Origin of the sequence: Streptomyces sp. NPDC048473 (assembly GCF_043200155.1) — a bacterium.
Classification (GTDB): Bacteria; Actinomycetota; Actinomycetes; order Streptomycetales; family Streptomycetaceae; genus Streptomyces.
Window position 1 is genome coordinate 101,970 of the sequence record NZ_JBICXE010000001.1, and the last position, 25,057, is coordinate 127,026.

The 25,057-nt window shown below is 70.2% G+C and carries 25 protein-coding genes and 1 pseudogene; 14 read left to right on the forward strand and 12 right to left on the reverse strand.

Features of this window, described 5'->3' with window-relative positions; translation table 11 throughout:
* Nucleotides 1-152: 152 nt before the first annotated feature.
* Entirely contained in the window at nucleotides 153-914 is a 762-nt protein-coding gene (locus tag ACGFU7_RS00500) for a DeoR/GlpR family DNA-binding transcription regulator (RefSeq protein ID WP_393690833.1), read from the reverse strand.
* Between the two features lie 90 nt (nucleotides 915-1,004).
* Here ACGFU7_RS00500 and ACGFU7_RS00505 point away from each other — a divergent pair, with 90 nt between their 5' ends.
* The 3 genes from ACGFU7_RS00505 to ACGFU7_RS00515 all read left to right on the forward strand — a co-directional run bounded on the left by ACGFU7_RS00505 (nucleotide 1,005) and on the right by ACGFU7_RS00515 (nucleotide 3,980).
* Complete coding sequence (locus ACGFU7_RS00505; protein WP_393690835.1) at nucleotides 1,005-2,228, forward strand: MFS transporter; 1,224 nt, start codon at nucleotides 1,005-1,007, stop codon at nucleotides 2,226-2,228.
* 87 nt (nucleotides 2,229-2,315) lie between these two features.
* On the forward strand, nucleotides 2,316-3,317 hold the full coding sequence (locus ACGFU7_RS00510) for an LLM class flavin-dependent oxidoreductase (protein ID WP_393690837.1): 1,002 nt from the start codon (nucleotides 2,316-2,318) through the stop codon (nucleotides 3,315-3,317).
* Nucleotides 3,318-3,350: 33 nt separating this feature from the next.
* A complete protein-coding gene (locus tag ACGFU7_RS00515; protein WP_393690839.1) occupies nucleotides 3,351-3,980 on the forward strand; it encodes an HAD-IA family hydrolase in 630 nt (209 codons plus the stop codon).
* 21 nt (nucleotides 3,981-4,001) lie between these two features.
* On the opposite strand, the gene ACGFU7_RS00520 is transcribed toward ACGFU7_RS00515, so the two are convergent.
* The gene (locus ACGFU7_RS00520; RefSeq protein ID WP_393690841.1) at nucleotides 4,002-5,594 is read right to left on the reverse strand and encodes an ABC transporter substrate-binding protein; all 1,593 of its coding nucleotides are present in this window, start codon (nucleotides 5,592-5,594) and stop codon (nucleotides 4,002-4,004) included.
* Nucleotides 5,595-6,244: 650 nt separating this feature from the next.
* The gene (locus tag ACGFU7_RS00525) at nucleotides 6,245-6,760 is read right to left on the reverse strand and encodes an ATP-binding protein (RefSeq protein ID WP_393690843.1); all 516 of its coding nucleotides are present in this window, start codon (nucleotides 6,758-6,760) and stop codon (nucleotides 6,245-6,247) included.
* 129 nt (nucleotides 6,761-6,889) lie between these two features.
* Between ACGFU7_RS00525 and ACGFU7_RS00530 the strand changes: the two genes are divergently transcribed.
* Nucleotides 6,890-7,768: a Scr1 family TA system antitoxin-like transcriptional regulator gene (locus ACGFU7_RS00530; RefSeq protein ID WP_393690845.1), complete on the forward strand. Its 879-nt coding sequence runs from the start codon at nucleotides 6,890-6,892 to the stop codon at nucleotides 7,766-7,768.
* A complete protein-coding gene (locus ACGFU7_RS00535; RefSeq protein WP_393690847.1) occupies nucleotides 7,765-7,971 on the forward strand; it encodes a DUF397 domain-containing protein in 207 nt (68 codons plus the stop codon). The genes ACGFU7_RS00530 and ACGFU7_RS00535 overlap by 4 nt, the downstream gene beginning before the upstream one ends.
* Nucleotides 7,972-8,059: 88 nt before the next feature.
* Here ACGFU7_RS00535 and ACGFU7_RS00540 read toward each other — a convergent pair whose 3' ends face one another.
* Nucleotides 8,060-8,671, reverse strand: a complete 612-nt coding sequence (locus tag ACGFU7_RS00540; RefSeq protein WP_393690849.1) for a DUF1349 domain-containing protein — start codon at nucleotides 8,669-8,671, stop codon at nucleotides 8,060-8,062.
* Nucleotides 8,668-10,188, reverse strand: coding sequence for an aldehyde dehydrogenase (NADP(+)) (locus tag ACGFU7_RS00545; RefSeq protein WP_393690850.1), 1,521 nt, complete (start codon nucleotides 10,186-10,188; stop codon nucleotides 8,668-8,670). The genes ACGFU7_RS00540 and ACGFU7_RS00545 overlap by 4 nt, the downstream gene beginning before the upstream one ends.
* A gap of 155 nt (nucleotides 10,189-10,343) precedes the next feature.
* Between ACGFU7_RS00545 and ACGFU7_RS00550 the strand changes: the two genes are divergently transcribed.
* From ACGFU7_RS00550 to ACGFU7_RS00575, 6 genes are all read left to right on the forward strand, one after another.
* Nucleotides 10,344-11,114 (forward strand): IclR family transcriptional regulator, encoded by a 771-nt coding sequence (locus ACGFU7_RS00550; protein WP_393690852.1) that lies wholly within the window; start codon nucleotides 10,344-10,346, stop codon nucleotides 11,112-11,114.
* Between the two features lie 2 nt (nucleotides 11,115-11,116).
* Complete coding sequence (locus ACGFU7_RS00555; RefSeq protein WP_393690854.1) at nucleotides 11,117-11,590, forward strand: GNAT family N-acetyltransferase; 474 nt, start codon at nucleotides 11,117-11,119, stop codon at nucleotides 11,588-11,590.
* Nucleotides 11,591-11,680: 90 nt separating this feature from the next.
* Nucleotides 11,681-12,730: a hypothetical protein gene (locus ACGFU7_RS00560; RefSeq protein ID WP_393690856.1), complete on the forward strand. Its 1,050-nt coding sequence runs from the start codon at nucleotides 11,681-11,683 to the stop codon at nucleotides 12,728-12,730.
* Nucleotides 12,727-13,980 (forward strand): sensor histidine kinase, encoded by a 1,254-nt coding sequence (locus ACGFU7_RS00565; RefSeq protein WP_393690858.1) that lies wholly within the window; start codon nucleotides 12,727-12,729, stop codon nucleotides 13,978-13,980. Before ACGFU7_RS00560 ends, ACGFU7_RS00565 begins: the two co-directional genes overlap by 4 nt.
* Nucleotides 13,977-14,642 (forward strand): response regulator, encoded by a 666-nt coding sequence (locus ACGFU7_RS00570; RefSeq protein WP_393690860.1) that lies wholly within the window; start codon nucleotides 13,977-13,979, stop codon nucleotides 14,640-14,642. Before ACGFU7_RS00565 ends, ACGFU7_RS00570 begins: the two co-directional genes overlap by 4 nt.
* A 63-nt stretch (nucleotides 14,643-14,705) precedes the next feature.
* On the forward strand, nucleotides 14,706-16,157 hold the full coding sequence (locus ACGFU7_RS00575) for a peptidoglycan D,D-transpeptidase FtsI family protein (RefSeq protein WP_393690862.1): 1,452 nt from the start codon (nucleotides 14,706-14,708) through the stop codon (nucleotides 16,155-16,157).
* A gap of 102 nt (nucleotides 16,158-16,259) precedes the next feature.
* On the opposite strand, the pseudogene ACGFU7_RS00580 reads toward ACGFU7_RS00575, so the two are convergent.
* Nucleotides 16,260-16,517 (reverse strand): annotated as a pseudogene (locus ACGFU7_RS00580) (NCS2 family permease); the annotation flags it as partial.
* Between the two features lie 131 nt (nucleotides 16,518-16,648).
* Between ACGFU7_RS00580 and ACGFU7_RS00585 the strand changes: the two are divergent.
* The 3 genes from ACGFU7_RS00585 to ACGFU7_RS00595 all read left to right on the forward strand — a co-directional run bounded on the left by ACGFU7_RS00585 (nucleotide 16,649) and on the right by ACGFU7_RS00595 (nucleotide 18,192).
* A complete protein-coding gene (locus ACGFU7_RS00585) occupies nucleotides 16,649-17,221 on the forward strand; it encodes a SigE family RNA polymerase sigma factor (protein ID WP_393690864.1) in 573 nt (190 codons plus the stop codon).
* Entirely contained in the window at nucleotides 17,221-17,952 is a 732-nt protein-coding gene (locus ACGFU7_RS00590) for a hypothetical protein (RefSeq protein ID WP_393690866.1), read from the forward strand. The genes ACGFU7_RS00585 and ACGFU7_RS00590 overlap by 1 nt, the downstream gene beginning before the upstream one ends.
* A gap of 111 nt (nucleotides 17,953-18,063) precedes the next feature.
* On the forward strand, nucleotides 18,064-18,192 hold the full coding sequence (locus ACGFU7_RS00595) for a hypothetical protein (RefSeq protein WP_393690868.1): 129 nt from the start codon (nucleotides 18,064-18,066) through the stop codon (nucleotides 18,190-18,192).
* A gap of 16 nt (nucleotides 18,193-18,208) precedes the next feature.
* Here ACGFU7_RS00595 and ACGFU7_RS00600 read toward each other — a convergent pair whose 3' ends face one another.
* From ACGFU7_RS00600 to ACGFU7_RS00625, 6 genes are all read right to left on the reverse strand, one after another.
* A complete protein-coding gene (locus tag ACGFU7_RS00600) occupies nucleotides 18,209-19,543 on the reverse strand; it encodes an ABC transporter substrate-binding protein (protein WP_393690870.1) in 1,335 nt (444 codons plus the stop codon).
* A gap of 88 nt (nucleotides 19,544-19,631) precedes the next feature.
* Nucleotides 19,632-21,167, reverse strand: coding sequence for a glycoside hydrolase 43 family protein (locus ACGFU7_RS00605; protein ID WP_393690872.1), 1,536 nt, complete (start codon nucleotides 21,165-21,167; stop codon nucleotides 19,632-19,634).
* Complete coding sequence (locus ACGFU7_RS00610; protein WP_393690874.1) at nucleotides 21,164-21,988, reverse strand: PmoA family protein; 825 nt, start codon at nucleotides 21,986-21,988, stop codon at nucleotides 21,164-21,166. Before ACGFU7_RS00610 ends, ACGFU7_RS00605 begins: the two co-directional genes overlap by 4 nt.
* Nucleotides 21,985-23,160 (reverse strand): Gfo/Idh/MocA family protein, encoded by a 1,176-nt coding sequence (locus tag ACGFU7_RS00615; protein WP_393690876.1) that lies wholly within the window; start codon nucleotides 23,158-23,160, stop codon nucleotides 21,985-21,987. Before ACGFU7_RS00615 ends, ACGFU7_RS00610 begins: the two co-directional genes overlap by 4 nt.
* 58 nt (nucleotides 23,161-23,218) lie before the next feature.
* Nucleotides 23,219-24,130, reverse strand: a complete 912-nt coding sequence (locus ACGFU7_RS00620; protein ID WP_393690877.1) for a carbohydrate ABC transporter permease — start codon at nucleotides 24,128-24,130, stop codon at nucleotides 23,219-23,221.
* The gene (locus ACGFU7_RS00625) at nucleotides 24,127-25,056 is read right to left on the reverse strand and encodes a carbohydrate ABC transporter permease (RefSeq protein WP_393690879.1); all 930 of its coding nucleotides are present in this window, start codon (nucleotides 25,054-25,056) and stop codon (nucleotides 24,127-24,129) included. Before ACGFU7_RS00625 ends, ACGFU7_RS00620 begins: the two co-directional genes overlap by 4 nt.
* Nucleotide 25,057: the final 1 nt, after the last annotated feature.

Here is a 25,057-nt window from a genome sequence, read left to right on the forward strand (position 1 = left end):
GGGCGCGGGCGGGACACCTCTGGCGTCACACTGATCGAGTGATGCCCTTTGCACCTCGGTGAGCCAGGGACGCCCGAGCACGGGCGTGGAAGAACCCCGACGGTCACCAGGTGCTGGTACGGCTCGAATCCGGCCTCGGAGCGGCGGCCTCGTCAGACGGTCTTGACGTCGGTGCCGGCTGCTTCGAGTGCGGTCACCTCGTCGGTAGGCGCCGTGTTGTCGGTGACGAGGGTGTGCAGGAGCGTGGAGGGGCCGACGTAGGCGTAGGCGGTGTGGCCGAGTTTGCTGCCGTCCGCGGCGACGACGATGCGGCGGCTGGAGGCGATGCCGGCCTTCTTCACCGCCGCGTCGTCGAGGTCGTAGGCGGTCAGGCCCTCGGCCGCGCTCAGGCCGCAGCAGCTGATGATCGCGGTGTCGAAGCGCAGTGCCGACAGGGAGGCGAGTGTGAGGGGGCCGGTGAGGGCTCCTTCTGCGGCGCGGGGGCGTCCGCCGGGCACCATCAGCGTGGTCGGGCCCGGGGAGTCGCCGAGTGTGTGGATGGCTTGCAGGGACAGGGGCATCACGGTGATCGGCCGTTGACGCAGGAGACGGGCGACCTCCAGGCAGGTGGTGCCGCTGTCCAGGAGGACGGTCTCGCCGTCGGCGATGAGTGAGGACACCTCGGCCGCGATCCGGCGTTTGGCGTCGGCGGCCTCGTGGGCGCGCAGCGCGAAGGGCGGCTCCTCGCCCCTGAGCAGCAGGGTGCGTGCTCCGCCGCGGACGCGTTCGAGGACGCCTTGTGCGGCCAGTGTGTCGAGGTCGCGCCGGATGGTCATCTCCGAGGCGCCGGTCAGCTCGGCGAGTTCCTGGACCGTGGCACTGCCCGACTCCCTGACGGCCCGGGCGATCAGCCTGTGCCGGTCTGCGTTGCTCATACCGCGATTGAACACCACCCCGAAACGAACAATCAATCTGTTCATTAAGTGGCTTTCCAAACACAAAATCTGTTCGTTATGGTGGATGGCATGGAACGCTCGCTTCGATGCGCCCGTGTGGCGAACTTCGTCTACTTCGCCCTGTGCGGCAGCCTGATCGGCACCTGGGTGGTGCACATCCCCGTCATCGAAGAACGGGTGGGCATCAGCCACGCCACACTGGGGAGCCTGCTGGTGCTGCTGGGGCTCGGGGCCTTCATCGGCATGCAGGTGGCCGGGCGCCTGGCCGACCGCCTCGGGGCGCACGTGGTGCTCCCCATCGGCGGAGTTCTGTCCAGCGCGACCCTGGTGCTGCCCGGTCTGTCCCCGGATCTCTGGATGCTGGCGGGTGCCCTGCTGGTCTTCGGCTTCTGCAACGGCTGCCTCGACGTGAGCATGAACGCCCACGCCGTGCACGTGGAGAAGACGTACAACCGGCCGATCATGTCAGCCTTCCACGCCATGTTCTCCGTCGGCGGTGTCATCGCCTCACTCGTCGGAGCGGGCACCGCGAGCGCCGGCATGAGCCCGCCCGTGGGCATGGCCGCCGTGGGAGCCGCCGGCATCGTGACCGCACTGGTGTCGGCACGGGCTCTGCTTCCGACCGCGCCGCCGCCCGCCACCACCACCGCCGCGGACAGCGAGCAGGCACGCGCCGGGAAGCGGCGCAAGCCCCCCGGGCGGATCTGGATCCTCGCCGTCCTGGCTGCGATGGTCATGCTGGCCGAGGGAGCCGCCAACGACTGGAGCGCGCTGCACCTGAAGGACATCCTCGGCGCGCCCGCGAGCACCGCCGCCTTCGCGTACGGCACCTACGCGGCGGCGATGACGACTGGACGGCTGCTCGCCGACCGCATATCCGGCCGGTTCGGGCCCATGGCGGTCCTGCGCTACGGCGCGGTCGCGGCCGCCGTCGGGATCACGATCGTGTCCGTCACACCGTGGATCTGGGCCGCGTTCGCGGGCTGGGCACTGTTCGGCCTGGGACTGTCCGGCTGCGTACCCCAGCTGTACAGCGCGACCGGGCGCGTCGACCCCTCCGCCGCCGGGGCCAACGTCTCCCGCGTCGCCGGGCTCGGCTATCTCGGCATGCTCTCCGGCCCCGCCGTCATCGGCTGGCTGACCCATCTCGTACCGCTGAACCACGCCTTCCTGCTGCTCACCCTGCTGTGCGCGATCGCCGCCACGGCTGCCGGAGTCCTGCGCACCGGATCCGGCTGCACGCGCGAGGTGGCACGGAGCAGTCACCGACCGCCTGTGCGGCACGACCCCTGACACCGTGCCGCACAGGCTCCCCGCCCACCCCCGGCCCGCAGACCATGCCGACGCCGGGGAACCCACCGCCCACGGAAAGAGCCCCCGATGCCCGAGACAGGCACCACCCCTGCCACCCCCACCCGCGGCCGTGTCGGTGTCATGCTGCCCCGCGACCTGCCCGTCCAGGACGTGCTGCCCTACGCCCGGCGAGCCGAGGAACTGGGATTCGACCAGATCTGGGTGGTGGAGGACCTCGGCTTTCGCGGCGGACTCGCCCAGGCCGGCCCCGTCCTCGCCAGCACCACCCACATCACCGTCGGTATCGGCATCCTGCCCGCCGGCGCCCGCAACGTGTGCTTCGCCGCGATGGAACTGGCCACCCTCGCCCAGCTCTACCCCGGCCGACTGATCGCCGGCATCGGCCACGGCATGCCCGACTGGATGCGCCAAGCCGGGGTCCGGCCCGCCAGCCCCCTGACCCTGCTCAAGGAATACACGACCGCGCTGCGCCTGCTCATGTGCGGCGAGCCCGGCCCGACGGACGGCCGGTACGTGCGCTGCGAAGGCGTCGTCCTCACCGAGACCCCCGACATCGTCCCGCCGGTCATCCTCGGCGTCCGCGGCCCCAAATCGCAGGCGGCCGCGGGCGAGGTGGCCGACGGACTCCTCCTGGCCGAGCCCGCCGGCCCTGCCTACATCGCCTCCTCACTGCGGCACATGGGCAACGCTCCGGACGCCGGCGGCCTCGAAATCGTCACCTACGACGCCGCAGCCGTCGACGACGACGAGGACGCTGCCCTCAACCGCGTCCGCGAGGGCCTCAGCGCCATCGGCGAACCGGACTGGGCCGCGCACATCGACCCCCTTCCCTTCGCCACCGAGCTGCGCGCACACCACGCCGCCTGCGCCGACGCCCAGCAGTTCGCCCGGACCATGACCGCCGCCTGGGTCCGCGAGCTGAGCATCGCCGGCACCCCCGACCAGGCACGCGCAGCGATCAACGCCCGCCACGCGGCAGGCGCCACCAGCGTCGTCCTCACTCCCACCGGCCCCGACGCCCTGGCCGCCCTCGACTCGCTCGCCCGCGCCCTGGACCCCCGCCACTGAACCCGAACCCTTGGCCCCGGAGGAAGACCCACCATGTCCACCGACCGACGCATCGTGCTGTTCGACCTCTTCGGGGTCATCGCCCGCCACCAACCCCCCGGCGCCCTAACGAAGATGGCCGCCCGGTGCAACGCACCCGCAGACGCCTTCGCCGAGGCTTACTGGGCCTGCCGCCAGCCCTACGACGCCGGGCAGTGGTCCGCGTCCGAGTACTGGACGGCCGTACTGCGGTGGCTCTCCCACACCGCCGACGCCGACACGATCGAGGAGCTGCGGCTCGCTGACATCGACAGCTGGTCACGCGTCGACGGCCGTATGGTCGCCTACGTGCAGTCCCTGCGTAAAGTCGCCGAGGTCGCCCTGCTGTCCAACATTCCCTCTGACCACGCGGACGCCTTCCGCGCCGCGCAGCCCTGGCTGCGCGACCTGGACCACGTCGCGTTCTCCGGAAAGATCAACGCGGCGAAGCCGGACCCGGCGGCGTTCTGCCACTGCGTCGTCGCCATGCGGGCCGCCCCCGCCGACTTCCTCTTCGTCGACGACCGCGATGAGAACGTACGCGCAGCGCAAGCCATCGGCATGAACGGCCACGTCTTCACCGGACTCGACGAGCTGGCGGCAACCGTCGACACCTGGCTGCCGGCCGGCAGTCGTACTTCGTGATCTTGCGCCGTCGGCCCTTGGCTAATACGCAGTGTTGAGTTCCCAGAACCGGAAAACAGTCGATGTGTCCAGGCAGTTCTGCAGGCCCCGGACGTTCTCGTGGGCGACTGCGTACTGCTTGCCCTGCCAGAGCGGCAGGAGCGGCAGCTCGCGCGCCACGATGTCCTGCAGCTTCATGAACTTCTGCCGGGTGTTCGCGCGGTCGGTCATGGACGAGGTCTGCGGGATGATCTGGTCGGTTATCTCGCTGTTCTCGTAATTGTTCGACAGGACGTTGCCCTTGCCGAAGAACGGCTGGGTGAAATTGTCGGGGTCGGGATAGTCCGGCACCCAGCCCTTGACATAGACCCCGTACGCGCCGTCGGCGATGTCCTTCTCGTATTGGTCGAACGGGACAGTCTCCATCCTGGCGTCGAAGAGTCCGCTCTTGTTCAGCTGAGCCGCGATGGTCCGCAGTTCGTCGTCGGTAGCGGGTCCGTAACGGCTCGGGGTGGACCAGAGGGTGAGTTTCACCTTGTCGGTGATACCGGAGTCCCTCAGGACATCCTTCGCCTTCTGCGGCTGCGGACTGTCGCCGTATATGTCGAAGAAGGAGGTGCCGTGCCCGGTGATACCGACCGGGACGATCGAGTAGAGCGGCACCGCCGTGGACTGGTAGACCTCGCTCAGCAGGGAGTTGCGGTCGAGGAGGTAGGCAATGGCCTTACGCACAGCGATCTTGCCGACCACGGGGTCGGCCATGTTGAAAACCATGTGCTGGACCTCGGCGCTGCTCCCCTGGACCACCTCGATGCCGTCCTTCTCCGCGGTGGGCGAGGTGTCCAGGGCGGCTATCGCCTTGGCGGTGAGGCCACGGTATGCGACGTCGACCTCGCCCTTCTCCAGGGAGGATTTGAGGGCCTGCTGGTCGCCCTCGAAGAGTCGCAGCGTCACGCCGGAGTTCTTCACCTCGGCGGTTCCGTGGTAGCCGGAGTAGACCGAGAAGACGGCCTTCGATTTGTCGATGGAGTCCAGCATGTAGGGGCCGGAGCCGACCGTTTTGCCGCCCTTGAGCAGCCTGTTCTTGGGATAGACGTGACGGTCCACGATGGAACCGGCACCCGATGCGATCTTGCTGGGAAATATCGCATCGGGCACCTTGAGGTGGAAGACGACGGTCTTCTCGCTCGGGGTGCTGATCGACGAGATGGTGGAGAGCAGCGGCGCAGGGCCCGCCGGGTCGTTGATTCCGATCGCCCGGTCGAAGGAGTATTTGACGTCCGCCGATGTGAGGCTGTTGCCGTTGCTGAACTTCAACCCGTCACGCAGGGTGCAGGTGTAGGTCTTGCTGCCGTCCGAGAAATGACACTCCTCGGCGGCCTCCGGCACAGGGGTGGAACTCCCGGGCGGGAAGCTCATCAAGGACTGGAAGACGTTGTTGAACAGCAGCCAGGACCCCGGGTCGTACCCTGCGGCCGGATCCGTCGCAAGGATGCCGTCGGACATCCCGACGACCATTTTCCCCTTGTCCTTGTCGAAGGGCCAGATCTGATCCTGGGAGCCGCAACCCGTCAGCAGCACCCCTGCCAATCCCCCGGCGATCAGAGTGCTCGACCGCCTCGTACGAACCTTCACAGAACGCGCCTCATACTCTCGGCCGGCAGCGTGGGTGTTACCCGGACAACCGGATCAGGTCAGGAAAAGCCGCGACCGTCCAGCCTTGTCAGGCCGGCCGGGCGCGGTGGTGCGGACCGACAGCCTGCTCGGATTCGGTTTTCGCCGCTACTTCCAAGCATGATGACTGGCTGTCAGAATATTCAGAGGTGAACGAAAGGGGCAGGTCGCAGTCGGCCCCCGTGGTGCCGTTCGGCAATCTAGTGGTGCACCGCGCCGCACGGTGGCACATCGTGCGCCAAAAATTCCGGCTGAAAGCCGGTGCTGTTGGCCTGGTATGCCTGGTATCAGATCATGGTTTTCGCGCCGCCCGACCCGGTCGTCACCGCCACCCGGCGGACTGATGAACAAGCACCGGAGGGGGCGGTAAGCGGGCCGCATGGCGTCACTGCGGGCCACCCTCCCGGAAACCGTGGCGGCCCAACAGCTCCTGATCGCCCTCACACTCCGCCACCGCATCAACGAGGCCGAAAATCGTCGATCATCTACGGAACACGCGAGCTCCTGACGTCCATCGGCAGGCCATGGGTGCCCTCATGCCGGCACAGACGCGTATATAGCGTGCGGTGGGTGCGGATGGGCGCCATTCCCGGTACGAGGTGCGGGGGCACTCACTCGCCGCCGGGGGCCCGCGGGTTGTCGGGTCGAGGTGCGCAATCACCGGCAGGAGGCCGCCCGACGCCCGTTCGCGTCGCGGAGACCTCTGCCCATACCGTCTTGCCGGACGGCGGGTACGGATGTACGCCCCAGTCCGCCGCAAGGGCATCGACGATGATCAGCCCCCTGCCTCCTTCAACCGCTTCCCGGCACGCGGCGGGGACGCGTTCGCCGCGCGGGTCCGTGACCTCGATCCGCAGCCGTCCGCTCGGAAGGAGAGCAAGCCCGAGGCGGAACCCCCGCCCGTCCAGCCGCCCGTGCATGACCGCGTTCGCCGCCAGTTCTGCGACAACGAGCGCGGCCGCGTCGATGCGCTCGCCGCCGCGCGGCCACCCCCATGCCACCAGCTGCTCCACGGCGAGCAGGCGAGCCAGGCGGGCACCTCGGCGGGTGGCACTGAACAGCTGTGTGAACTGCGGTGCGGAAGCTGCCGGTTGCGGAATTTCGATCTCTGCGGATTCACTCGTCACGCCACTCAGCGTGGCCAAGTGACCGTACGCTGACCAGCAACGACAGCGGTACGTAGCGTGCGCGTACCGGTACGCACGGCAACCGGTACCGGTTCTCCGCCGTGTCGTGACGGCGCACGCGGTCGGCCCATGGAACGGAAGCGGGCAGCAATGGAGCTGGACGGTGCGATCGGTGGCGACGACGACTCGGAGGAGGCTGCGGACCTCTTCCGCGTGATCGGCCGCCAGGTCCGGTTACTGCGGGAGCGGGCCGGCCTCACCCAGCGGGAGTTGGGCGACCGCCTCGGATACAGCGAGGACCTGATCCGGTCGTTGGAACGGGGGCGCAGGACGCCGCAGCCGGATTTTCTGGACGCGGTGGACGACTTGCTGGACGCGGGCGGGTTGCTGCGGGCCGCGAAGGACGACGTGGCGCGGGCGAAGGCGCGAGCGCGGGTGAAGCATCCGGCGTGGTTCAAGGACTATGCGAAGTTGGAGGCGGATGCCGTCGAGGTCCACGAGTACGGTAGCCACGTCGTACCGGGACTGCTGCAGACCGAGGCGCACGCACGGGCTCTCTTCGCCATGCGTAAGCCGTTGCTGGACGAAGCGACGATCGAGCAACGGGTGGCGGCACGGCTTGCCCGGCAGGAGCTGTTGACTCGGTGGCCCGCTCCGATCGTGACGTGCATCATCGAGGAGTCGGTACTCCGCAGACCGATCGGCGGCGACGCAGTGCACAAGGCGCAGCTGGAGCAGCTGATCGATCTCGGACAACTGAGAAGCCTAGAACTTCAGGTCATGCCCACCAGGCGTAACAAACACGCCGGCATGGGCGGTCCCTTCATCTTGCTGACGCCGAAGGGCCGCCCTCAAGTGGCATACCTGGAGGTCCAGAACATCAGCAGGCTGATCACTGATCCCGATGAAGTCCGTATCCTGGCCGCACGTTACGGCAGCATCAGGGCACAGGCACCCACACCGTCCGAGTCCCTGACCGTCATCAAGGAGTTGCTGAGACAAGCATGAGCATCGATGACTCTACGGGCATCACAGTGCCCCTCACGTGGATCAAGAGCAGCTACAGCTCCAACGAAGGGGGAGCATGCGTCGAGGTCGCCACCGCCGCCCAGGCGATCCTCGTCCGCGACTCGAAGGACACCTCCCTCCCCCACCTGACACTCACCCGCACCGGCTGGACGCACTTCGTGCGGTACGCGACCGGCACCTGAGCCGAGGCACCGCGGGCCCGAAGACGAACACCCTCGCCCTCCGGGCCGGAGGGCGAGGGTACAGGTGACGGTGAAGGCGTCCGAGTGCTCAGCTGCCGTCGCGCAGGTCGTCCAGCCTCGTCGTACGGAACGCGATCCGGTCGAACGTCGCCTCGCAGCCCTCGCCCGTCGGTGACTGGACCAGGAAGCCGACCGATGCCGTGGCCGCCGGCTCCGGCTCGCCGAGGGCAAAGGCGCGGACGAAGGTCCACTTCTCGCCGTCGGCCGAGGCATGGAAGGCGAACGCGTTGCCCGTGCGGCTGAGGCGCATCCAGCAGCTGTCGCCGTCCACGACGAAGGAGTTGACGTCGTCGGAGTGGCCGCGGGTGACGACCGTGCAGACGGTGGGGTGGTCCGGGGAGAGTTCCAGGCAGAGCTTGGCCCACTCCCGTTCCCCGACGTGGAGGTAGAGCACTCCGGCGTCGAAGGCCGCGGCGAAGCCGACCTTCACCCGGGCGAGCAGCTGGAAGTCGCCCCGAGGTGCGGGGCCGAGGAGGCGGGGTGCGTCACTCACGGAGTCGAGGGTGTCGCCGCCGGGTGGTACGAACCGGTCCTGGCGGGCGCCCGCCCGGCCGGTCAGTACGCCGTTCTCGTATGCCCAGTCGGTCTCGGGGCCGAACGGGCACAGTTCAAAGGGGAGTTCGGGAAGGTGCGGGGTCATGCGCGGCGGCCGTCCACTCGTCGGGGCAGGCCCAGGGGGTTGTCCTCGCGGAGCTCCGGCGGGAGCAGCGCCTCGGGGGTCGTCTGGTAGGTGATGGGGCGCAGCCAGCGTTCGATCGCGGTGGCGCCGACCGAGGTGGAGGTGGACGTGGTGGCCGGGTAGGGGCCGCCATGGTGCTGGGCGGGGGCGACGGCCACGCCGGTCGGCCAGCCGTTGACGAGGACCCGGCCGGCCAGCGGGGTGAGGGCCGCGAGGAGCGCGGGGGCGTCGGCGTCGGCGCCGTCCGTGGCGGTCTGGAGGGTGGCGGTGAGGTTGCCGGGGAGCCGGGAGAGGACGGCGGTGATCTCGCCCTCGGAGGCGTAGCGGGCGACGACGGCGACGGGGCCGAAGCACTCCTCCAGGAGCGCGTCGTGCGGGCCCTCGGTGGTGAGGAGGTGCGCCGGTACGGTCAGGAAGCCGGCCGCGACGGTGTGCTCGCCGCCCGCGCCGGGGGTGACCGGGGCCTCCACGTCGGGGAGTTCGGCCCGTTCGCGTACGCCTGCGACGAAGGCGTCGCGCATCCGGTGGTCGAGCAGGACGCCCGCCTCGGTGTCGCTGACCGCGTCGGTCAGGGACTTCAGCAACCGGTCGCCGCTCTCGCCGGCCGGAGCCAGGACGAAGCCGGGCTTGGTGCAGAACTGGCCCGCGCCCATGGTCATCGAGCCGGCGAGTCCGGCGCCGATCTGCTCGCCGCGTTCGGCGGCGGCCGCCTCGGTGACGACGACGGGGTTGAGGGAGCCCAGTTCGCCGTGGAAGGGGATGGGGGCGGGGCGGGCCGCCGCCGCGTCGAACAGGGCGCGGCCGCCGCGTACCGAGCCGGTGAAGCCGGCGGCGGCGACGAGCGGGTGCTTGATCAGCTCGATGCCCGCCTCGAAGCCGTGCACCAGGATCAGTACGTCCTCCGGCAGGCCGACCTGTGCCGCCGCCCGGCGCAGTACGGAGGCGCACAGTTCGGAGGTGGCGGGATGGTCGGGGTGCGCCTTGACGACGACCGGGCAGCCGGCCGCCAGTGCGCTCGCGGTGTCGCCGCCGGGGACGGAGAAAGCGAGCGGGAAGTTGCTGGCCGCGTACACGGCGACGACCCCGAGCGGGATCTTGTAGCGGCGCAGGTCGGGCCAGGGCGGGGTCCTGGTGGCGTCCTCGTGGTCGATGTGGATGTCGAGGAAGGCACCCTCGTCGACGACCTCCGCGAAGGCCCGCAACTGGGCCGCAGTGCGCGCGAGTTCGCCGGTGAGACGGGCCGGGCCGAGTGCGGTCTCCGCGTCGGCGGCCTCGATGACGTGCTCCCCGGCCTCGGTGAGCAGATCGGCCGCGGTACGCAGGAACGCGGCGCGCACGGTGCGGTCGGCGAGCGAGTCGCGTACCGCATGGGCGGCCCGGACCGCGCGGTCGACCTCCTCCGCTGTAGCCTCCACCGCAACCTGCTCACGCGGGTTCCCGGTGCGAGGGTCGACGCTCCAGACTGGTGCTGCTGCCACCGTGATTCCTTCCGCTCCACTGCCACACATCAGAAGTTGTTCGGTATTCTGAACAAAGTTCCTGATCGTGAATATGAAGCGACTCTATTTCCGGGCGTTCAGTGTTGGCAAGAAGTCGCAGGGTTTCGTAAGTGGGCTGGAAGGGGCGTAGGGCGATGTCGGTTGCCGAGTCTGGTGGGGCACAGGTCAAGTCCGCGGTGCGGACGGTGGAACTGCTCGAATACTTCGCCGGGCGGCCCGGCATGCACTCGCTCGCGGCGGTGCAGGAGGCCGTCGGCTATCCGAAGTCCAGCCTCTACATGCTGCTGCGCACGCTGGTGGAGCTGGGCTGGGTGGAGACCGACGCGACGGGCACGCGGTACGGGATCGGCGTACGGGCCCTGCTGGTCGGCACCTCGTACATCGACGGAGACGAGGTCGTCGCGGCCGCCCGCCCGACCCTGGACCGGCTCTCCGACGACACGACGGAGACCATTCACCTGGCCCGCCTCGACGGGACGAACGTGGTGTACCTCGCCACCCGGCAGTCCCAGCACTATCTGCGCCCCTTCACCCGCGTCGGCCGCCGGCTGCCCGCCCACTCCACCTCGCTCGGCAAGGCGCTGCTCTCCACGCACAGCGACGAGCAGGTCCGCAAGATGCTCCCGGAGACGCTGCCCGCACTGACCGAGCACACCATCACCGACCGCGAGAAGCTCATCGAGGAGCTGCACCTCATCCGCGAGCAGGGGTACGCGGTGGACCGCGAGGAGAACACCCTCGGGCTGCGCTGCTTCGGCGTAGCCATCCCGTACCGCACCCCCGCCCGCGACGCCATCAGCTGCTCGGTGCCGGTCGCCAGGCTCACGCCCGCGCACGAGCAGATGGTGAAGGACGCGTTGTTCGACGCACGGGACCGGCTGACGCTGGCCACCCGGAGGCTCTGATCATGCGGGTTGCCCTGCGCGAGGTGCGCGACAGCGATCTGTCCTTGTTCTTCGCGTTCATGTCCGACCCGGAGTCGGTCAGGACGGCCGCCTTCACCAGCGAGGACCCCACCGACCGGCACGCGTTCGACGCCCACTGGCGACGGATCCTGGCCGACGGCTCCATCGTGATGCGGACGGTGGTCGTGGACGGCACGGTGGTCGGCAACGCCGGGGCGTACGGGCCGCCGGACGACCGCCAGGTCACCTACTGGATCGACAGGGCGCACTGGGGCCGCGGGCTCGCGACGGCCGCGCTGCGCGCGCTGCTCGACGTCGTACCGGAGCGCCCGCTGCACGCACGGGCCGCGGCCGACAACAACGGTTCGCGCCGGGTGCTGGAGAAGTGCGGGTTCACCGTCACCGGCAAGGACCACGGGTTCTCGCACGCCCGCGACGAGGACACCGACGAGCTGCTGTTCACGCTGCCGGGATGACCGGACGGCGGTCCGTCTCCGCCGTGCGGCGGAGACGGATCGTCGCGGGGCAGGACGTGCCGACGCGGGCCGCACGGAAGTGTGGGGGTCATGACACAGACCCCGCTCGCTCCGTCCGCCGCCACACGGCGGCCGGACACCCGCATCGCGCTCCGTACCCTCGCGATCGCCTCCACACTGCCGTACATCGCGCTCAAGGCCGCCTGGATCTTCGGCAGTCGCATCGGCATCCCGGACGGCAGCCCGCTGCTCGACCACCGCACCACGATGATCGTCGCCAACGGCATCACGATCCTGATGGACAGCGCCGTCGTGGTCATCGCCCTGCTGCTCACCCAGGCATGGGGACGGCGGGTGCCCACCTGGCTGCTCGCCCTGCCCATGTGGGTGGCGTCCGGGCTGCTGCTGCCGATCATGACCGGGTACCCGTTGCAGCTGGTGGTCGGCCTGGCCCGCGGAGACGGCACCGGCACCGGGAGCGGCGAGCCCTCCTTCCTGGACGGGTGGGTCTTCGGCGTCGTCTACGGCGGTTTCATCCTCCAGGGCCTCGCCCTCGGCGCCCTCTTCGCGCTGTACACCCGGGACCGCTGGGGCCATCTGTGGAAGGGCGCGCTGAGGGATCTTCCGCCGAGCCCGACCGGGCCCGCCCTGCGGACCACCGCGGCCATCGCCTCGCTGCTCGCACTCGCACCGGCCGTCATGCATCTGGTGTGGGCCACCGGCTCGACCGCGGGGCTCGACGAGGGCAGGATCGCGGACCGGAACAACGTCTTCTACGTCATGGAAACGCTCAACACCCTCTTCGCCGTCGCCGCCGCCACCGGTGTGCTGCTGCTCGCCTTCCGCCGCCGCTCCGCGCTCCCCCTCGCCGTGCCGCTCGCCCTGGCCTGGGGCGGCTCCGCGGCCTCGGCCTGCTGGGGAGGGTGGATGAGCCTCGCCTCACTGACCGCGGCCGGGAACCTCTCCGAACAGGCCACGCCCGCAATGATGTTGACCTACGGTGTCCAGATGTTGCTCGGAGCGCTGGTGGTCACCCTCGGCGGGTACTTCTTCTCGGAACGCGCGGCCGTCGTGCCCGTCCGGCTGCCCGGCTCCCCCGGGACGGCGTCGGCCGCACGGCTCTCCGGCGCCCGCGCGTGACGCTGCTGTTCGGGCGGCGGGCCCGGCTGCGCTGGCTGCACCTGATCATCGGCGGCGCGCTGCTGATGCCGTACTTCCTCGCGGCACTGGTGATCGTCGGTTGGTTCCACCCGGGCACCGACCTCTTCTCGTCCCTCTCCCACCAGTTCACCGCGTTCGCCTATGCCCTGCCGATGGCCGCGGTCACCGCGCTCTTCTCACCGGCCCGGCAGCTCTCGGTGGCCGCGGCCCGTGCGCTGTGCGGCATCCCCGGCGACCGGCCGCTCGCCGACGGGCCCGCCAGGACTCGGCAGGCGCGAGCGCGCACGGCCGGCTGGTACACCCTGCATCTCGCGCTCGGCGGCATCATCAGCGGCTCGACGCTGATGATGCCGCCGCTCGCGGTGACCATCATGGTGCTGCCGTTCTCCGAGGCGATGCGCGACTCCCCGACCTTCGGTCTGCCCGAGGCGATGGACCGGCCCTGGATTCTCGCCCTGGTCCCCTTCGCCGGGCTCGCGATACTGGTGGCGATGGCCGGCTGCGCGGCACTGGCCGGGGCGCTGCTGGCCGGCCGGGCGCCGGCGCTGCTGGGCCCGACGCCGGAGGACCGGCTGGCCGCGGCCGAACGCCGGGCGGCCGATCTGGCGGTGCGCAACCGGCTCGCCCGGGAGCTGCACGACTCGGTCGGCCATGCGCTGAGCGCCGTCACCCTCCAGGCGGGCGCGGCCCGCAGAGTCCTGGACAGCGACCCGGAGTTCGTCCGCGAGGCACTGACCGCGATCGAGGAGACCACCCGGCGCACAGTCGGCGAACTCGACTCCGTACTCGGCCTGTTGCGCAGCGGCGAGGAGCACGGGGCGTCCGCGGCGACCGGCCCGGCGCTCGACGCCCTGGACGGACTGCTGGAGCGCTGCGGGGTGCCCGTCTCCTGTGCCGTGCAGGGCGACCCCGGCACGGTCCCGGCCGCCGTGTCGAGGGAGGCGTACCGGATCGTGCAGGAGGGCCTGAGCAACGCGCTGCGGCACGGCGGGCACGGTGCGCCGGTGGAGCTGCGGATCGCGGTGCACGGGGAGGAGCTGGAGATCGCCATGGACAATCCGCTGCCCGAGCGACCGCCGGTGGTACGGCCCGGCCGCGGCCTGCGCGGCATCGCCGAGCGGACCGTACTGCTGGGCGGCCGCACGGAAGCCGGACCGCACGACGAGGACGGCGTGTGGCGGCTGTCCGCCCGGCTCCCCCTGCGTACCCCCGGGCAGGAGAACCGATGAGCGCGACGGTCCGGGTGGTCCTCGCCGACGACGAGCGCATGGTGCGTACGGCGCTGCGCGTCATCCTGGACGCCGAACCCGATCTGGAGGTCGTCGGCGAGGCGGCGACCGGCGCCGAGGCCGTCTCCGTGGTGCGCGAGCTACGGCCCGATGTGGTGCTGATGGACGTACGGATGCCAGAGATCGACGGCATCCGCGCCATCGAGCGGATCCTCGGCACGCTCGGCGATCCGCCGCGGATCGTCGTCGTCACCACCTTCGAGAACGACTCCTATGTGTACGACGCGCTCGTCGCCGGAGCCGCGGGCTTTCTGCTGAAGCGCGCGGCGGCCGAGGACCTCGTACAGGCGGTGCGGCTGGTCGCGCGCAGCGACTCGCTGCTGTTCCCGTCGGCGGTACGGACACTCGCCGCCGAGTACGCGAGCCGGCAGGCGTCCGTCCCGCCGCCGTGGGTGGCCCGGCTCACCGACCGGGAGGCGGAGGTGCTGCGGCTGATGGCGGCGGGGCTGACCAATGCGGAGATCGCCGGGCGGTTGCGGGTGGGGGCGTCGACGGTGAAGACGCACGTGGCGGCGGTGCTCGCGAAGACCGGCGTGCGGGACCGCACCCAGGCGGTGATCGCGGCGTACGAGTCGGGGTTCATCGCCCCCGGCCGATCATGAGGAATCGGTGAGAAGCGGCACAACCGGGAACGCCGCGCGGCGCCCCGCTCGTCCCTCACTGGGATGAACAAAACGATCAGGCACGCCTCGGTCTTCTGCCTGCTGCTGGTCCTCGCCCTGCTGGTGCGGGCGACCTGGGTGCAGGCGTACCAGGCAAAGGCGCTCGCAGACAACGAACACAACCGGCGGAACACCATCGCGCAGTACGCGCAGCCGCTCGGCGACATCATCGTGGCCGGGAACCCGGTCACCGGATCGAAGAGGACGGAGGGCAGCGACCTCGCGTACAAGCGCACGTATACGCAGGGCGAGCTCTACTCGGCCGTCACCGGCTACAGCTCGCAGGCGTACGGCGCCACGCAGATCGAAGGGATCTACAGCCATGTGCTGGACGGCACCGACGACCGGCTGAAGAGCCCGATGGACGTGGTGACGGGCAAGCAGGCGTCCCCCGGCAACGTCCTGACGACGATCGACCCGGATGTGCAGAAGGCCGCGTACGAGGCGCTCGGCGACGACAAGGGTGCGGCGGTCGCGATCGACCCGAAGACCGGTCAGATCCTCGGCATGGTCTCCACCCCTTCGTACGACCCGTCGACGATCAGCGGGACGGCGGACGGCGAGGCCTGGAAGAAGCTGCTCGACGACGAGAACAAGCCGCTGGTCAACCGTGCGCTGCGGCAGCCGCTGGCGCCCGGTTCGACGTTCAAGCTGGTGGTGGCGTCAGCAGCGCTGGAGAACGGGCTGTACGGCTCCGTAGACGAGCGCACGGACAGCCCCAATCCGTACACCCTGCCGGGCACCAGCACCGTCCTGACCAACGAGAACCCCTCGGCCCCCTGCGAGAACGCCACGCTGCGCACCGCGCTCCAGTACTCCTGCAACAACGTCTTCGCGAAGGTCGCCGCCGACCTCGGCCAGGACAAGGTCAGGACAATGGCGGAGAAGTTCGGCTTCAACACCGAGAAGCTCGATGTGCCGGTACGGGCCGCCCCGAGCATCTACCCGTCCGGCATGGACAAGCCGCAGACGGCGCTGACGGGTATCGGCCAGTTCGAGGTCACCGCGACGCCGCTGCAGATAGCCATGGTCTCGGCCACCCTCGCCAACGGTGGCGAACTGGCCGCACCGCACATGGTGTCCGAGGTGACGGACTCCAAGGGCAACACGCTTGAGGACTTCGCGGACGGGGACACGAAGCGGGTCGTCTCGCAGTCCACCGCCGAGCAGCTGCGCAGCGCGATGGTGACCGTCGTCGAAGACGGCACCGGCACCAACGCCCGGATCGACGGGGCCGAGGTGGGCGGCAAGACGGGTACCGCGCAGAACGGCGTGGGCAACAGCAAAACCCCGTACGCCTGGTTCACCTCGTACGCGAAGGACAACTCCAGCGGCAAGGAGGTCGCGGTGGCGGTGATCGTCGAGGACTCGGGCGCGGCCCGCTCGGAGGTCAGCGGCAACGGTCTGGCGGCGCCGATCGCCCAGAAGATGATGAAGGCGGCGCTCAAGGGGTGAGGAGGGGGTGAGGAGGGCAGGCGCCGAGGTCAGGTCCGGCTGTCGGGATCCGGCCCATGACCTCCGCGTCGCCCGCCCCCGGCACGCTCGCCACCGCGGCTGCTTCACGCCGAGCAACTGCTCGATCGGATCGATCGCGAAGTACACGGCGAACAGCGCCGAGGCGCCCCGGAGCAGCCAGTGCACCTCGCGTGCCCTGCCGAGAACGGCCTTGATGACGACGTACGCGAGGAAGCCCGCCCCGATGCCGTTGGTGATGGAGTACGTGAACGGCATCACGGCGATCGTGAGGAACGCCGGGATGGCGATCTCGTAGCGCTCCCGGTCGATGTGCCGGACCTGCGCCATCAGCAGGAAGCCGCACCCGCGTCGAAGCGCTTCCGGGGTACGCCGGTACGCTCGTGCCCCGCCCGCGCCCCGCGGGTGGTGCCGGGGAACGTACACAACGCGACACCGCGCGTGCAGGGATTCGAGTGCAGAGAGAGGTCCCCGTGGGCACAGTCGTCGACGATGCCGCTGCCGCCGAGTTCCATGAGTTCTTCGAGGCCCATTACGCCGAGCTCGCCCGGCTCGCCCATCTGCTCACCGGTGAGGCCGACGCCGCGGACGATCTGGCGGCCGACGCGCTGCTGGCTCTCTGGCACCGCTGGGACCGGGTCAAGGAAGCCGACCATCCCGTCGCGTACGCGCGCGGCGTCGTCACCAACCTCGCCCGCAGCCGGATCCGCAGCGCGGTGCGCGAGCGGCGCAGGATCGCCCTGTTCTGGGCGCCGCGCGGGGCCGGGGACGGGTACGCGGTCGACGATCCCGATGTGCCGACGGTCGTCGACGTCCAGGGGGCGCTGCGCAGGCTGCCGTTCCGCAAGCGGGCGTGCGTGGTGCTGCGGCACGCCTTCGACCTGTCGGAGCGGGACACCTCGCTGGTGCTCGGGATCTCGGTGGGCACGGTGAAGAGCCAGACCTCACGCGCCGTCGCGGAGCTGCAGCGGCTGCTCGGCCCCGATACGCCCGCCGCGCAGGTACAGGTGGCCGTCGCGGCGCAGCGCAGCGGAGGAAGGCAGTGATGGACGACGAGTTGCGAGGACGGCTGCGCACGGCGGCCGGGGCGCACCGCCCCGACCGGGAACGGATGCTGTCCCGGATCGAGCGCGGGATGGCGGACCCGCCCTCCGCCCGTTCTCCGCGGCCTCCGCGCGGTGCGGCGTTGTGGCTGCGGGTCGCCGGGGCGACGGCGGCGGTCTGCGCGGTGCTGGCCGTGGGTGCGTACGCGGTCACCACGGCGGGCGGCGGGGGCGACGGCGGCAGGCAGGTGGCGGGCCCGCCCGCCTCCACCACTCCGGCGTCCGATCCGCCCACGTCGGTGCCGAAGCCGCCGGCCGAAGGAGTCGCGCTGCCCGCGCAGGACGGGCCGCTCCGGATCGACGGCGCCGTCGATCCGCACAGCAACGCGTACTGGGCACAGAGCAATGTGACGCTGAAGACGCGGCAGCCGCTCTCCGCCCTCACCGTCGAGCTGCGGATCGCGCTCACCGGCGGCGTGAACACCACTGGTTCGTGGCGCTCGTTGCCGGAAGAGGACTTCACCGCATCGGCGAAGGAGAAGGGCGGTTTCCTCGTCTACCGCTGGACGCTGAAGCCGGGGCGGACGGTGCCGGCCGGTACGCACACGTTCGCCGGCCAGTACAACCACGCGGAGGGCGACCGGGATGCGAGCGGTGACGACGTGACGGCGCGCGCGGTCCGTACGACGGGTCAACAGGCCGCCGTGGGCGACGACTTCGGCTCTTCGCACTAGCCGGAATCGCACCGGCCTGAAACTTTCCGCGGAACCCGGCAACCCTTCCTCGGGCGGTGGCGACCAGAGAGCGCGACACTCTCTCACCCCCTACTTGAACGGGACACCGAGATGAAGGAACGAGCCGCACTCCCGCATCACCACGGGCGCCGCCGCAGGTACGCCTCCCTGACCGCCGCGCTGGCGCTCACCGGCGCCGCCGCCGGCACCCCGGTCACCGGGGTGCCGGCCGTGACGTGACGGCCGGCCGGCCGGATCAGCTCTTGCTCTGCTGCTTCCACTCCGCCTGGGCCTTGTTCAGCTCGTCGGCCATCTTGTCCAGGAATGCCTTCGCGGTGGTCTTGCCGAGCAGCACCTTCTGGAACTCCGGCTCGTTGTCGGCCTTGCTGATGTTGTTCCAGTCGGGCAGGTAGTACGGCAGCTGCACGATCTTGGTGGATCCGTCGGTCAGGGACTTCGCGGCGAGCTCGGTCGGCGCGGCGGCGCTGATCCACGGGTCCTTGGCGGCGTCGGTGTTGGCGGGGATCGCGCCGGCCGACTCGTTCCACTTGCTGTTCGACTCGTGGGAGGCGGCGAACTCGATGAACTTCCAGGCCGCCGTCTTGTTCTTGCTGGACTTGAACAGCCCGAGCCCGTCGACGGGGTTGGAGACCTGGACGCGGGTGCCGCTGTCACCGATCGGGTTCGGGATACCGGCGAACTCGTCCTTGCCCAGCGCCTTCAGATGGTCCTGGTAGGAGCCGAGGTTGTGGCTGAGCATGCCGATGGTGCCGGAGTCCCACTGGGCGACCATCTTGGTGAAGTCGTTGTTGACGTCGGCGGCGGGCGTCGTCTTCTTGTAGAGGGCGGCGTACTTCTCCAGCGCGGCGACGTTCTTGGGATCGTTCAGCGTTGTCCTGTCGCCGTTCCAGAACCCCGTGATGCCGGACTGCCCGTATGCCGCGTCGATGGCCGGGGCGATGGAGCCGGCACCGCCGCGGATGGTGAAGCCGAACTTGTTGTTCTTGGTATCGGTGAGCTTGTCGGCCGCCTTGTAGAAGTCGGCCCAGGTGGTGGGGGCGTCGAGGCCCGCCGCCTTGAAGAGGTCGGTGCGGTACCAGAGCGCGCCGTTGTTCGCGGAGGTCGGCACGGTGTACATCTCGTCGCCCCGGCCGCCCGCGTCCTTGACGCTCGCGACCATGCCCTCGACGAGCTTGCCGTTCAGGGAGGAGTCCTTGATGCGGTCACCGACCGGTTCCAGGGCGTCCTGGGCGACGATGTTGGAGAGATAGGCGGTGCCGACGCCCCCGACGTCCGGCAGGCCGCCGCCCGCTATCGCGGTGTCGTACTTGGACTGGACGTCCGCGATCGGGATCGGGACGTACTTGACCTTGATGTCCGGGTTCTTCTTCTCGAAGTCCTTGATGATCTCGGTCCAGACGGCGGTGCGCGGACCGCCGTTGTTGTCCCAGAAGGTGATCTCGCCCTTTCCGCTGCCTTCGTCCCCGCTGCTGCTTCCGTCGTCACCGCAGGCGGTGGCGGTCAGGGCCAGCACCGCCGCGATGGACACGGCTGCTGCGGCACGTCTGCGCTGCGTCTTCGAGATGTTCATGGTCGGCTCGTCTCTCTCGGTGTCCGTGGGTTCTTCGGGTTCTCTTGGTTCTCTTGGTTCTCTTGGTTCTCTTGGTTCTCTGGTGCGGTCAGGCGGTGGCGCGGAAGCGGGTGAAGCCGGCCGTCCCTGCCGGTCCCGTACCGCTCGGCGCGGTGGCGAAAAGGCCGAGCAGGGCGCCCACCCAGCGCCAGGGCGTTGCGGCGAACGGCAGCCCGGAGGGCCGGAATCCGTCCCCGTCGCCGGTGTCGGCGGAGAAGCGGCAGCGGGCGCCCTGCGTGACCTCGATCCGGAGCCGGGCGCGTCCTTCGGGGGCGGGGCGGCTGTGTTCGGCGTCGCGTTCGTGTTCGGCGACCGCCTCCGCGTACCGGTGCACGAGTCGTACCCCGTCGTCCTCGTCCCGTTCGAGGCCGATCCAGCTGAACGCGTCCCCCAGCACGACGAGCCCCGCCTTCGCCCCCGGCTCCTCGCTGCCGAGCGCCACATCGACCTCGACGGTGAACGCCTCGGCGGGCAGCCGCTGTACGAGGACATTGGGCAGTGCCCGCAGATCGTGCGCGTACGCGGTCCGTACGCAGGCGAGCCGCAGCCCGTCCCCGGCGTGCTCGACCGTCCAGCCGGGCCGCGGGTTCGCCGTCCACTGCCACTGCCTGCCGTACCGCCCGCCGGGGAAAGCGTCACCGGCCGCCGGGGCTTCGACGGGCTGGGCGGGTGCGGCGGGCTTGGGGTGTACGGAAACGGGTTCGCCCTCGTCACCGAGGACCGGCCAGCCGTCCGCACCCCAGCGCATCGGCTGGAGGTGAACCACCCGCCCGTACGCCCCGCGTTCCTGGAAGTGCAGGAACCAGTCCTCGCCCGCCGGGGTGCGGACCCAGCCGCCCTGGTGCGGACCGTTGACGGTGGTGCTGCCCCGGGCGAGGACGACGCGTTCCTCGTACGGTCCGAAAAAGTCACGGGACCGGAAGGCGCCCTGCCAGCCGGTCTCCACTCCCCCGGCCGGGGCGAAGATCCAGAACTCGCCGTCGTGCCGGTGGAGCTTGGGGCCTTCGAGGGTGAACCAGCCGGGGATGCGGTCGGCGTCGATCAGGGTCGTGCCCTCGTCGAGCAGTTCCCGTCCGTCGGGGCTCATCCGGTGGCCGGTGATCCGGTTCTTGACGCCGGAGCGGGACTTCGCCCAGGCGTGTACGAGGTAGGCCTCGCCGGTCTCCTCGTCCCACAGCGGGCAGGGGTCGATCAGCCCCTTTCCCGCCTTGACCAGGTGCGGGGTGCTCCACGGGCCGCGGATCGACTCGGCGTGGATCTGCTGGATGCCGTGGTCGGGGTCGCCCCAGAAGATCCAGAACCGGCCGCCGCGGTACCGGATGGACGGCGCCCACACCCCGCAGTCGTGGCGCGGTACGGAGAAGTCGGCGGCCGGTTCCAGGCGGTCCAGGGCGTGGCCGATGAGGGTCCAGTTGACCAGGTCGCGGGAGTGCAGCAGCGGCAGTCCGGGGACCCGGCCGAAGCTGGACGCGGTGAGGTAGTAGTCGTCGCCGACCCGGACGACGTCGGGGTCGGACCAGTCGGCGTTCAGGACCGGATTGCGGTACGTGCCGTCGCCCGCGTCGGCGGTCCAGGGGCGGCTCATGCGGTCACCGCCCGGCGTACGTACGCGGCTGCCGTCGCCCGGTCGAGCCGGCCGTCCGCGACGACGGTGACGACCCGTCGTACGACGGTGGCACCTGCCGGGACCGGCAGCCGGTGCGCGGCGGCGAGCGAGGAGCCGACGCCCGGGTACTCGGCGGTCCGGACGAACCACGGGTCGCGCCGGGTCTCCTCGGTCGCCCCGGCGAAGACCAGGGTCCAGCCGTCGCCGGTCATGGCCACCCAGTCGGCGGCCCGGCCGTGCACGGCCTCCTCGCCGTCCTCGCACCCGCTGAACACGGCGGGCGCGGACAGTTCCTTCGGGGCGCGCCAGAAGAAGCCGCCGTATCCGGCGCCGGGGCGGCCGTTGGTGGCGGGGCTGCCGATCGAGAGACCGGCGGCGTTGGGGTTGGTGAGCGAGAAGGAGAGGTCCAACGCCCAGGCGGTGTCGGAGAGTTCGGTGGTGGCGACGGTGCGGTGCTCGCGCAGCAGCTCGGTGCCGTCCGCCTCCCAGCTCAGCTCCTCGACGAAGCCGTCGGGGTCGCGGAGCTTCCAGCCGAGGTGGCGCTGGGCCCCGTGGTTGTCGAGTGCGATGGGGCCCCGGTCGCGGACGAAGGTGCGGCCGCCCCAGAAGTTGTGCCCGGCGACGTCCGGGACGGCGACCGAGGCGCCGAGGTGGTGGAGGTGGTCGGCCGGGCGCTCCTCGGTGACCGGGACGCCTCCGAGTGTGGTGACCGGGTGGAGGTATGGGCGGCCCTCGGGCGCGGCCGGGCAGGTGTAGCGGGCCACGGGGCGCCCGGCGCAGCTGAGGAGTGCGGTGGTCACGGGGTACTCACCTCGCTGGGTTGCGCCCAGGGGACGCCGAGTTCGGAGAAGAGCGTGAGGGTGTCGGCGCCCGCGGCGACCGTGGCGTCGATGCCGCGAACCACCCGGCGGGCTCCGGCGGAAACCGTCGCGGGTTCGGTGTGCCAGGCGTCGGAGGGCAGGGCGACGGGCTCCGGGGCGGTCCGTACGGCTTCGACGACCCGCATGAACGCGCCGGTGCGGTGCGGCGGTACGAGGAGTTCGGCGCGCCCGGCAAGGTGTTCGACGAGGTTGTGCAGGAGGTCGGTGCGCCCGTGCACGGTCTCCTCCGGTCCGTGTCCGGCGCGCTGGACGAGCACCCGGTCCTGCTTGTACCAGAAGGTGATCCGGCCGCGGTCGCCGTGGACGATGACGTACGGCTCCCCGGCCTGTTCGGCGCAGAGGGTGACGGCGGCGGTGACGGGCAGCCCGTCCGTGGTGGTGATGCGGACGCACGAGGTGTCGTCGGCCTCGATGTCATGGACGCGAAACAGCTCGGTCTCGATGGACGCGACGTCCCCGGCCTCCCCGCGGTCGGCGAGTTCGAGTGCGGTGGCGACGGCGTGGGCGAGGGGGTTGGTGAGGACGCCGTCCACGACGTCGACGGTGCCGATCCTGCGCCGGCCGGCCCAGGGCGCACGCCGGTAGTACGCGTCGTCGCGGACCCAGGCGCCCGCGGCGCCGATGCCCCGGAGCGTGCCGATGGCTCCGGAGCGTACGAGTTCCCGGACGGCGGGCACGGCATGCGAGCCGAAGGACTGGAAGCCGATCTGGCAGGCGATACCGGCCGCCCGGACGCCGTCGCTCATGCGCGCGAAGTCGGCGTACGTCGCCGCCGGCGGTTTCTCCAGCAGGAGGTGGACGGAGCGGGCGGCGGCGGTCAGCGCCAGTTCGGTGTGGGTCTGGATGGGAGTGCAGACGACTGCGGCGCGGGCTCCGGTGGAGTCGAGGAGTGCCCCGAAGTCGGCTGACTGCTCGGGCGGTTCACCGGCGAAACCTTCGAGCTCGTCGTCGGTCAGCGGGGTCGGTTCGCAGATGCCGACGAGGCGGACGAGGCCCTGGCGCTGGAGGCGGCGGATATTGGCGAGGTGCCAGCGGCCGTGGCCGCGGGCGCCCGCGAGGACGATCGGGAGGGCGGTGGGTCGCGTGGTCATCGTGGGGTCCTTCTCGACCGGGCGTGCGGGGTGCGGACGGCGCGGCGCTCCACGGTCATCAGCCCTTCACCGCACCGGCGCCGAAGCCGGTGATCAGCCACTTCTGGATGAAGGCGAAGACGATCACCACGGGCACCGCGGCGATCACACCGCCCGCGGCGAGCGCCCCCAGGTCGACGCTGTCCGCGCCGATGAGGGTGTTCAGGCCGACCGGGATCGTCTGCTTGTCCTGCTCGCTGAGGAACATCAGGGCGAACAGGAAGTGGTTCCAGCTGTGCACGAAGGCGAAGGAGCCGACGGCGATCAGTCCGGGCCGCAGCAACGGCAGCACCACGGCGCAGAAGGCCCGGAAGCGCGAGCAGCCGTCCACCCAGGCGGCCTCCTCCAGGGAGGCGGGCACATTCTTGATGAAACCGCTGATCAGGATGATCGAGAGCGGCAGCTGGAAGACCGTCTCGGCGATGACGACGCTCCCCAGCGAGTTGATCATCTGGAGGTTCTTGAAGATCTCGAAGAGCGGTACGAGCATCAGCGCGCCGGGGATGAACTGCGAGCAGAGGAGCGCCAGCATGAAGGCGCCCTTGATCTTGAAGTCGAACCGGGCGAGGGCGTATCCGCCGGCCAGGGCGACGAGCGTCGTGGCGATCAGGGTGCAGACGCCCACGATCATGCTGTTCTGGAAGAAGACCGCGAAGCTGCGCTCGTTCCAGACCTTGGAGAAGTGCTCCCCGGTCATCGGCCACGGCACGAGCGAGGTGGAGCCCGCGGGCCGTACGGCGAAGAGCAGCATCCAGTAGAACGGGATCAGGGTGAAGAGGAGATAGATGCCCAGCGGTACGTAGATCTGCCGGCGCGGTACGTCGTCGAAGGCGCGCTCGCGTCCGCGGCGGCGGTGCACGGTGGGCGGCGGACTGTTGTGTACGGGTCCCTCGGCCGTGCCGGTGTGCTTCTCGGCGAGTGCGGCAGTCACTTGTGGTCGCCTCCGAACTTGCTCAGGCGCAGATAGACGATCGAGCAGAAGAGGAGGATCACGAAGGCGACGGTGGTGAGCGCGGAGGCGTAGCCGAAGTCGTGTCCCTCGATGCCGGTGTTGGCGACATAGAGCGGCAGCGTGGTGGTCTCGCCGGCCGGTCCGCCGCCGGTGAGGGTGTAGAGCAGGTCGACGTTGTTGAACTCCCAGACGCCGCGCAGCAGTGTGGCGAGGACGATCGCGTCCCGCAGGTGCGGAAGCGTGATGTGGAAGAACTGGCGCAGCCGCCCGGCGCCGTCGACCGCAGCCGCCTCGTACAGCTCCTTGGAGACCGACTGCAGGTCGGCGAGGATGAGGATGGCGAAGAAGGGGACGCCGCGCCAGAGTTCGGCGACGGTCGCGGCCCAGAAGACGGTGCCGGTGTCGGAAAGCACGGAGGTGCCGTAGTCGCCGATTCCGGCGTCCGCGAGGTAACGGCTGAAGCCGGTCGAGGAGTTGTAGAGCAGGATCCAGATGGTGCTGGTCAGCACACCGGAGACGGCCCACGGCGAGAAGACCAGGGCGCGGGAGATACCGCGGCCGATGAAGGTCTGGTTGACGATCAGGGCGAGCGCGAGGCCGAGGGTGAGCTGGAGGGCGACCTGGGTGACGACCCACTGGGCGCTGAAGCCGAGCGTCGTCCAGAACTGGTCGTCCTCGGTGAAGATCCGGGTGAAGTTGTCGAAGCCCGCGAAGCCGTTCCGCCACGGCTTGGTGACGTTGTAGTTCTGCAGGCTGTAGTAGAAGACGCTGATCACCGGGTAGGCGATGAAGCCCAGCATCAGCAGCCCCGCGGGGGCGATCAGCAGATACGGCAGCCGACGGGGGCTCGCGGAGCGGCGCCGGGGCACCTTGGGCGGTGTGGCCACAGCGGCGGCTTGGGCCATG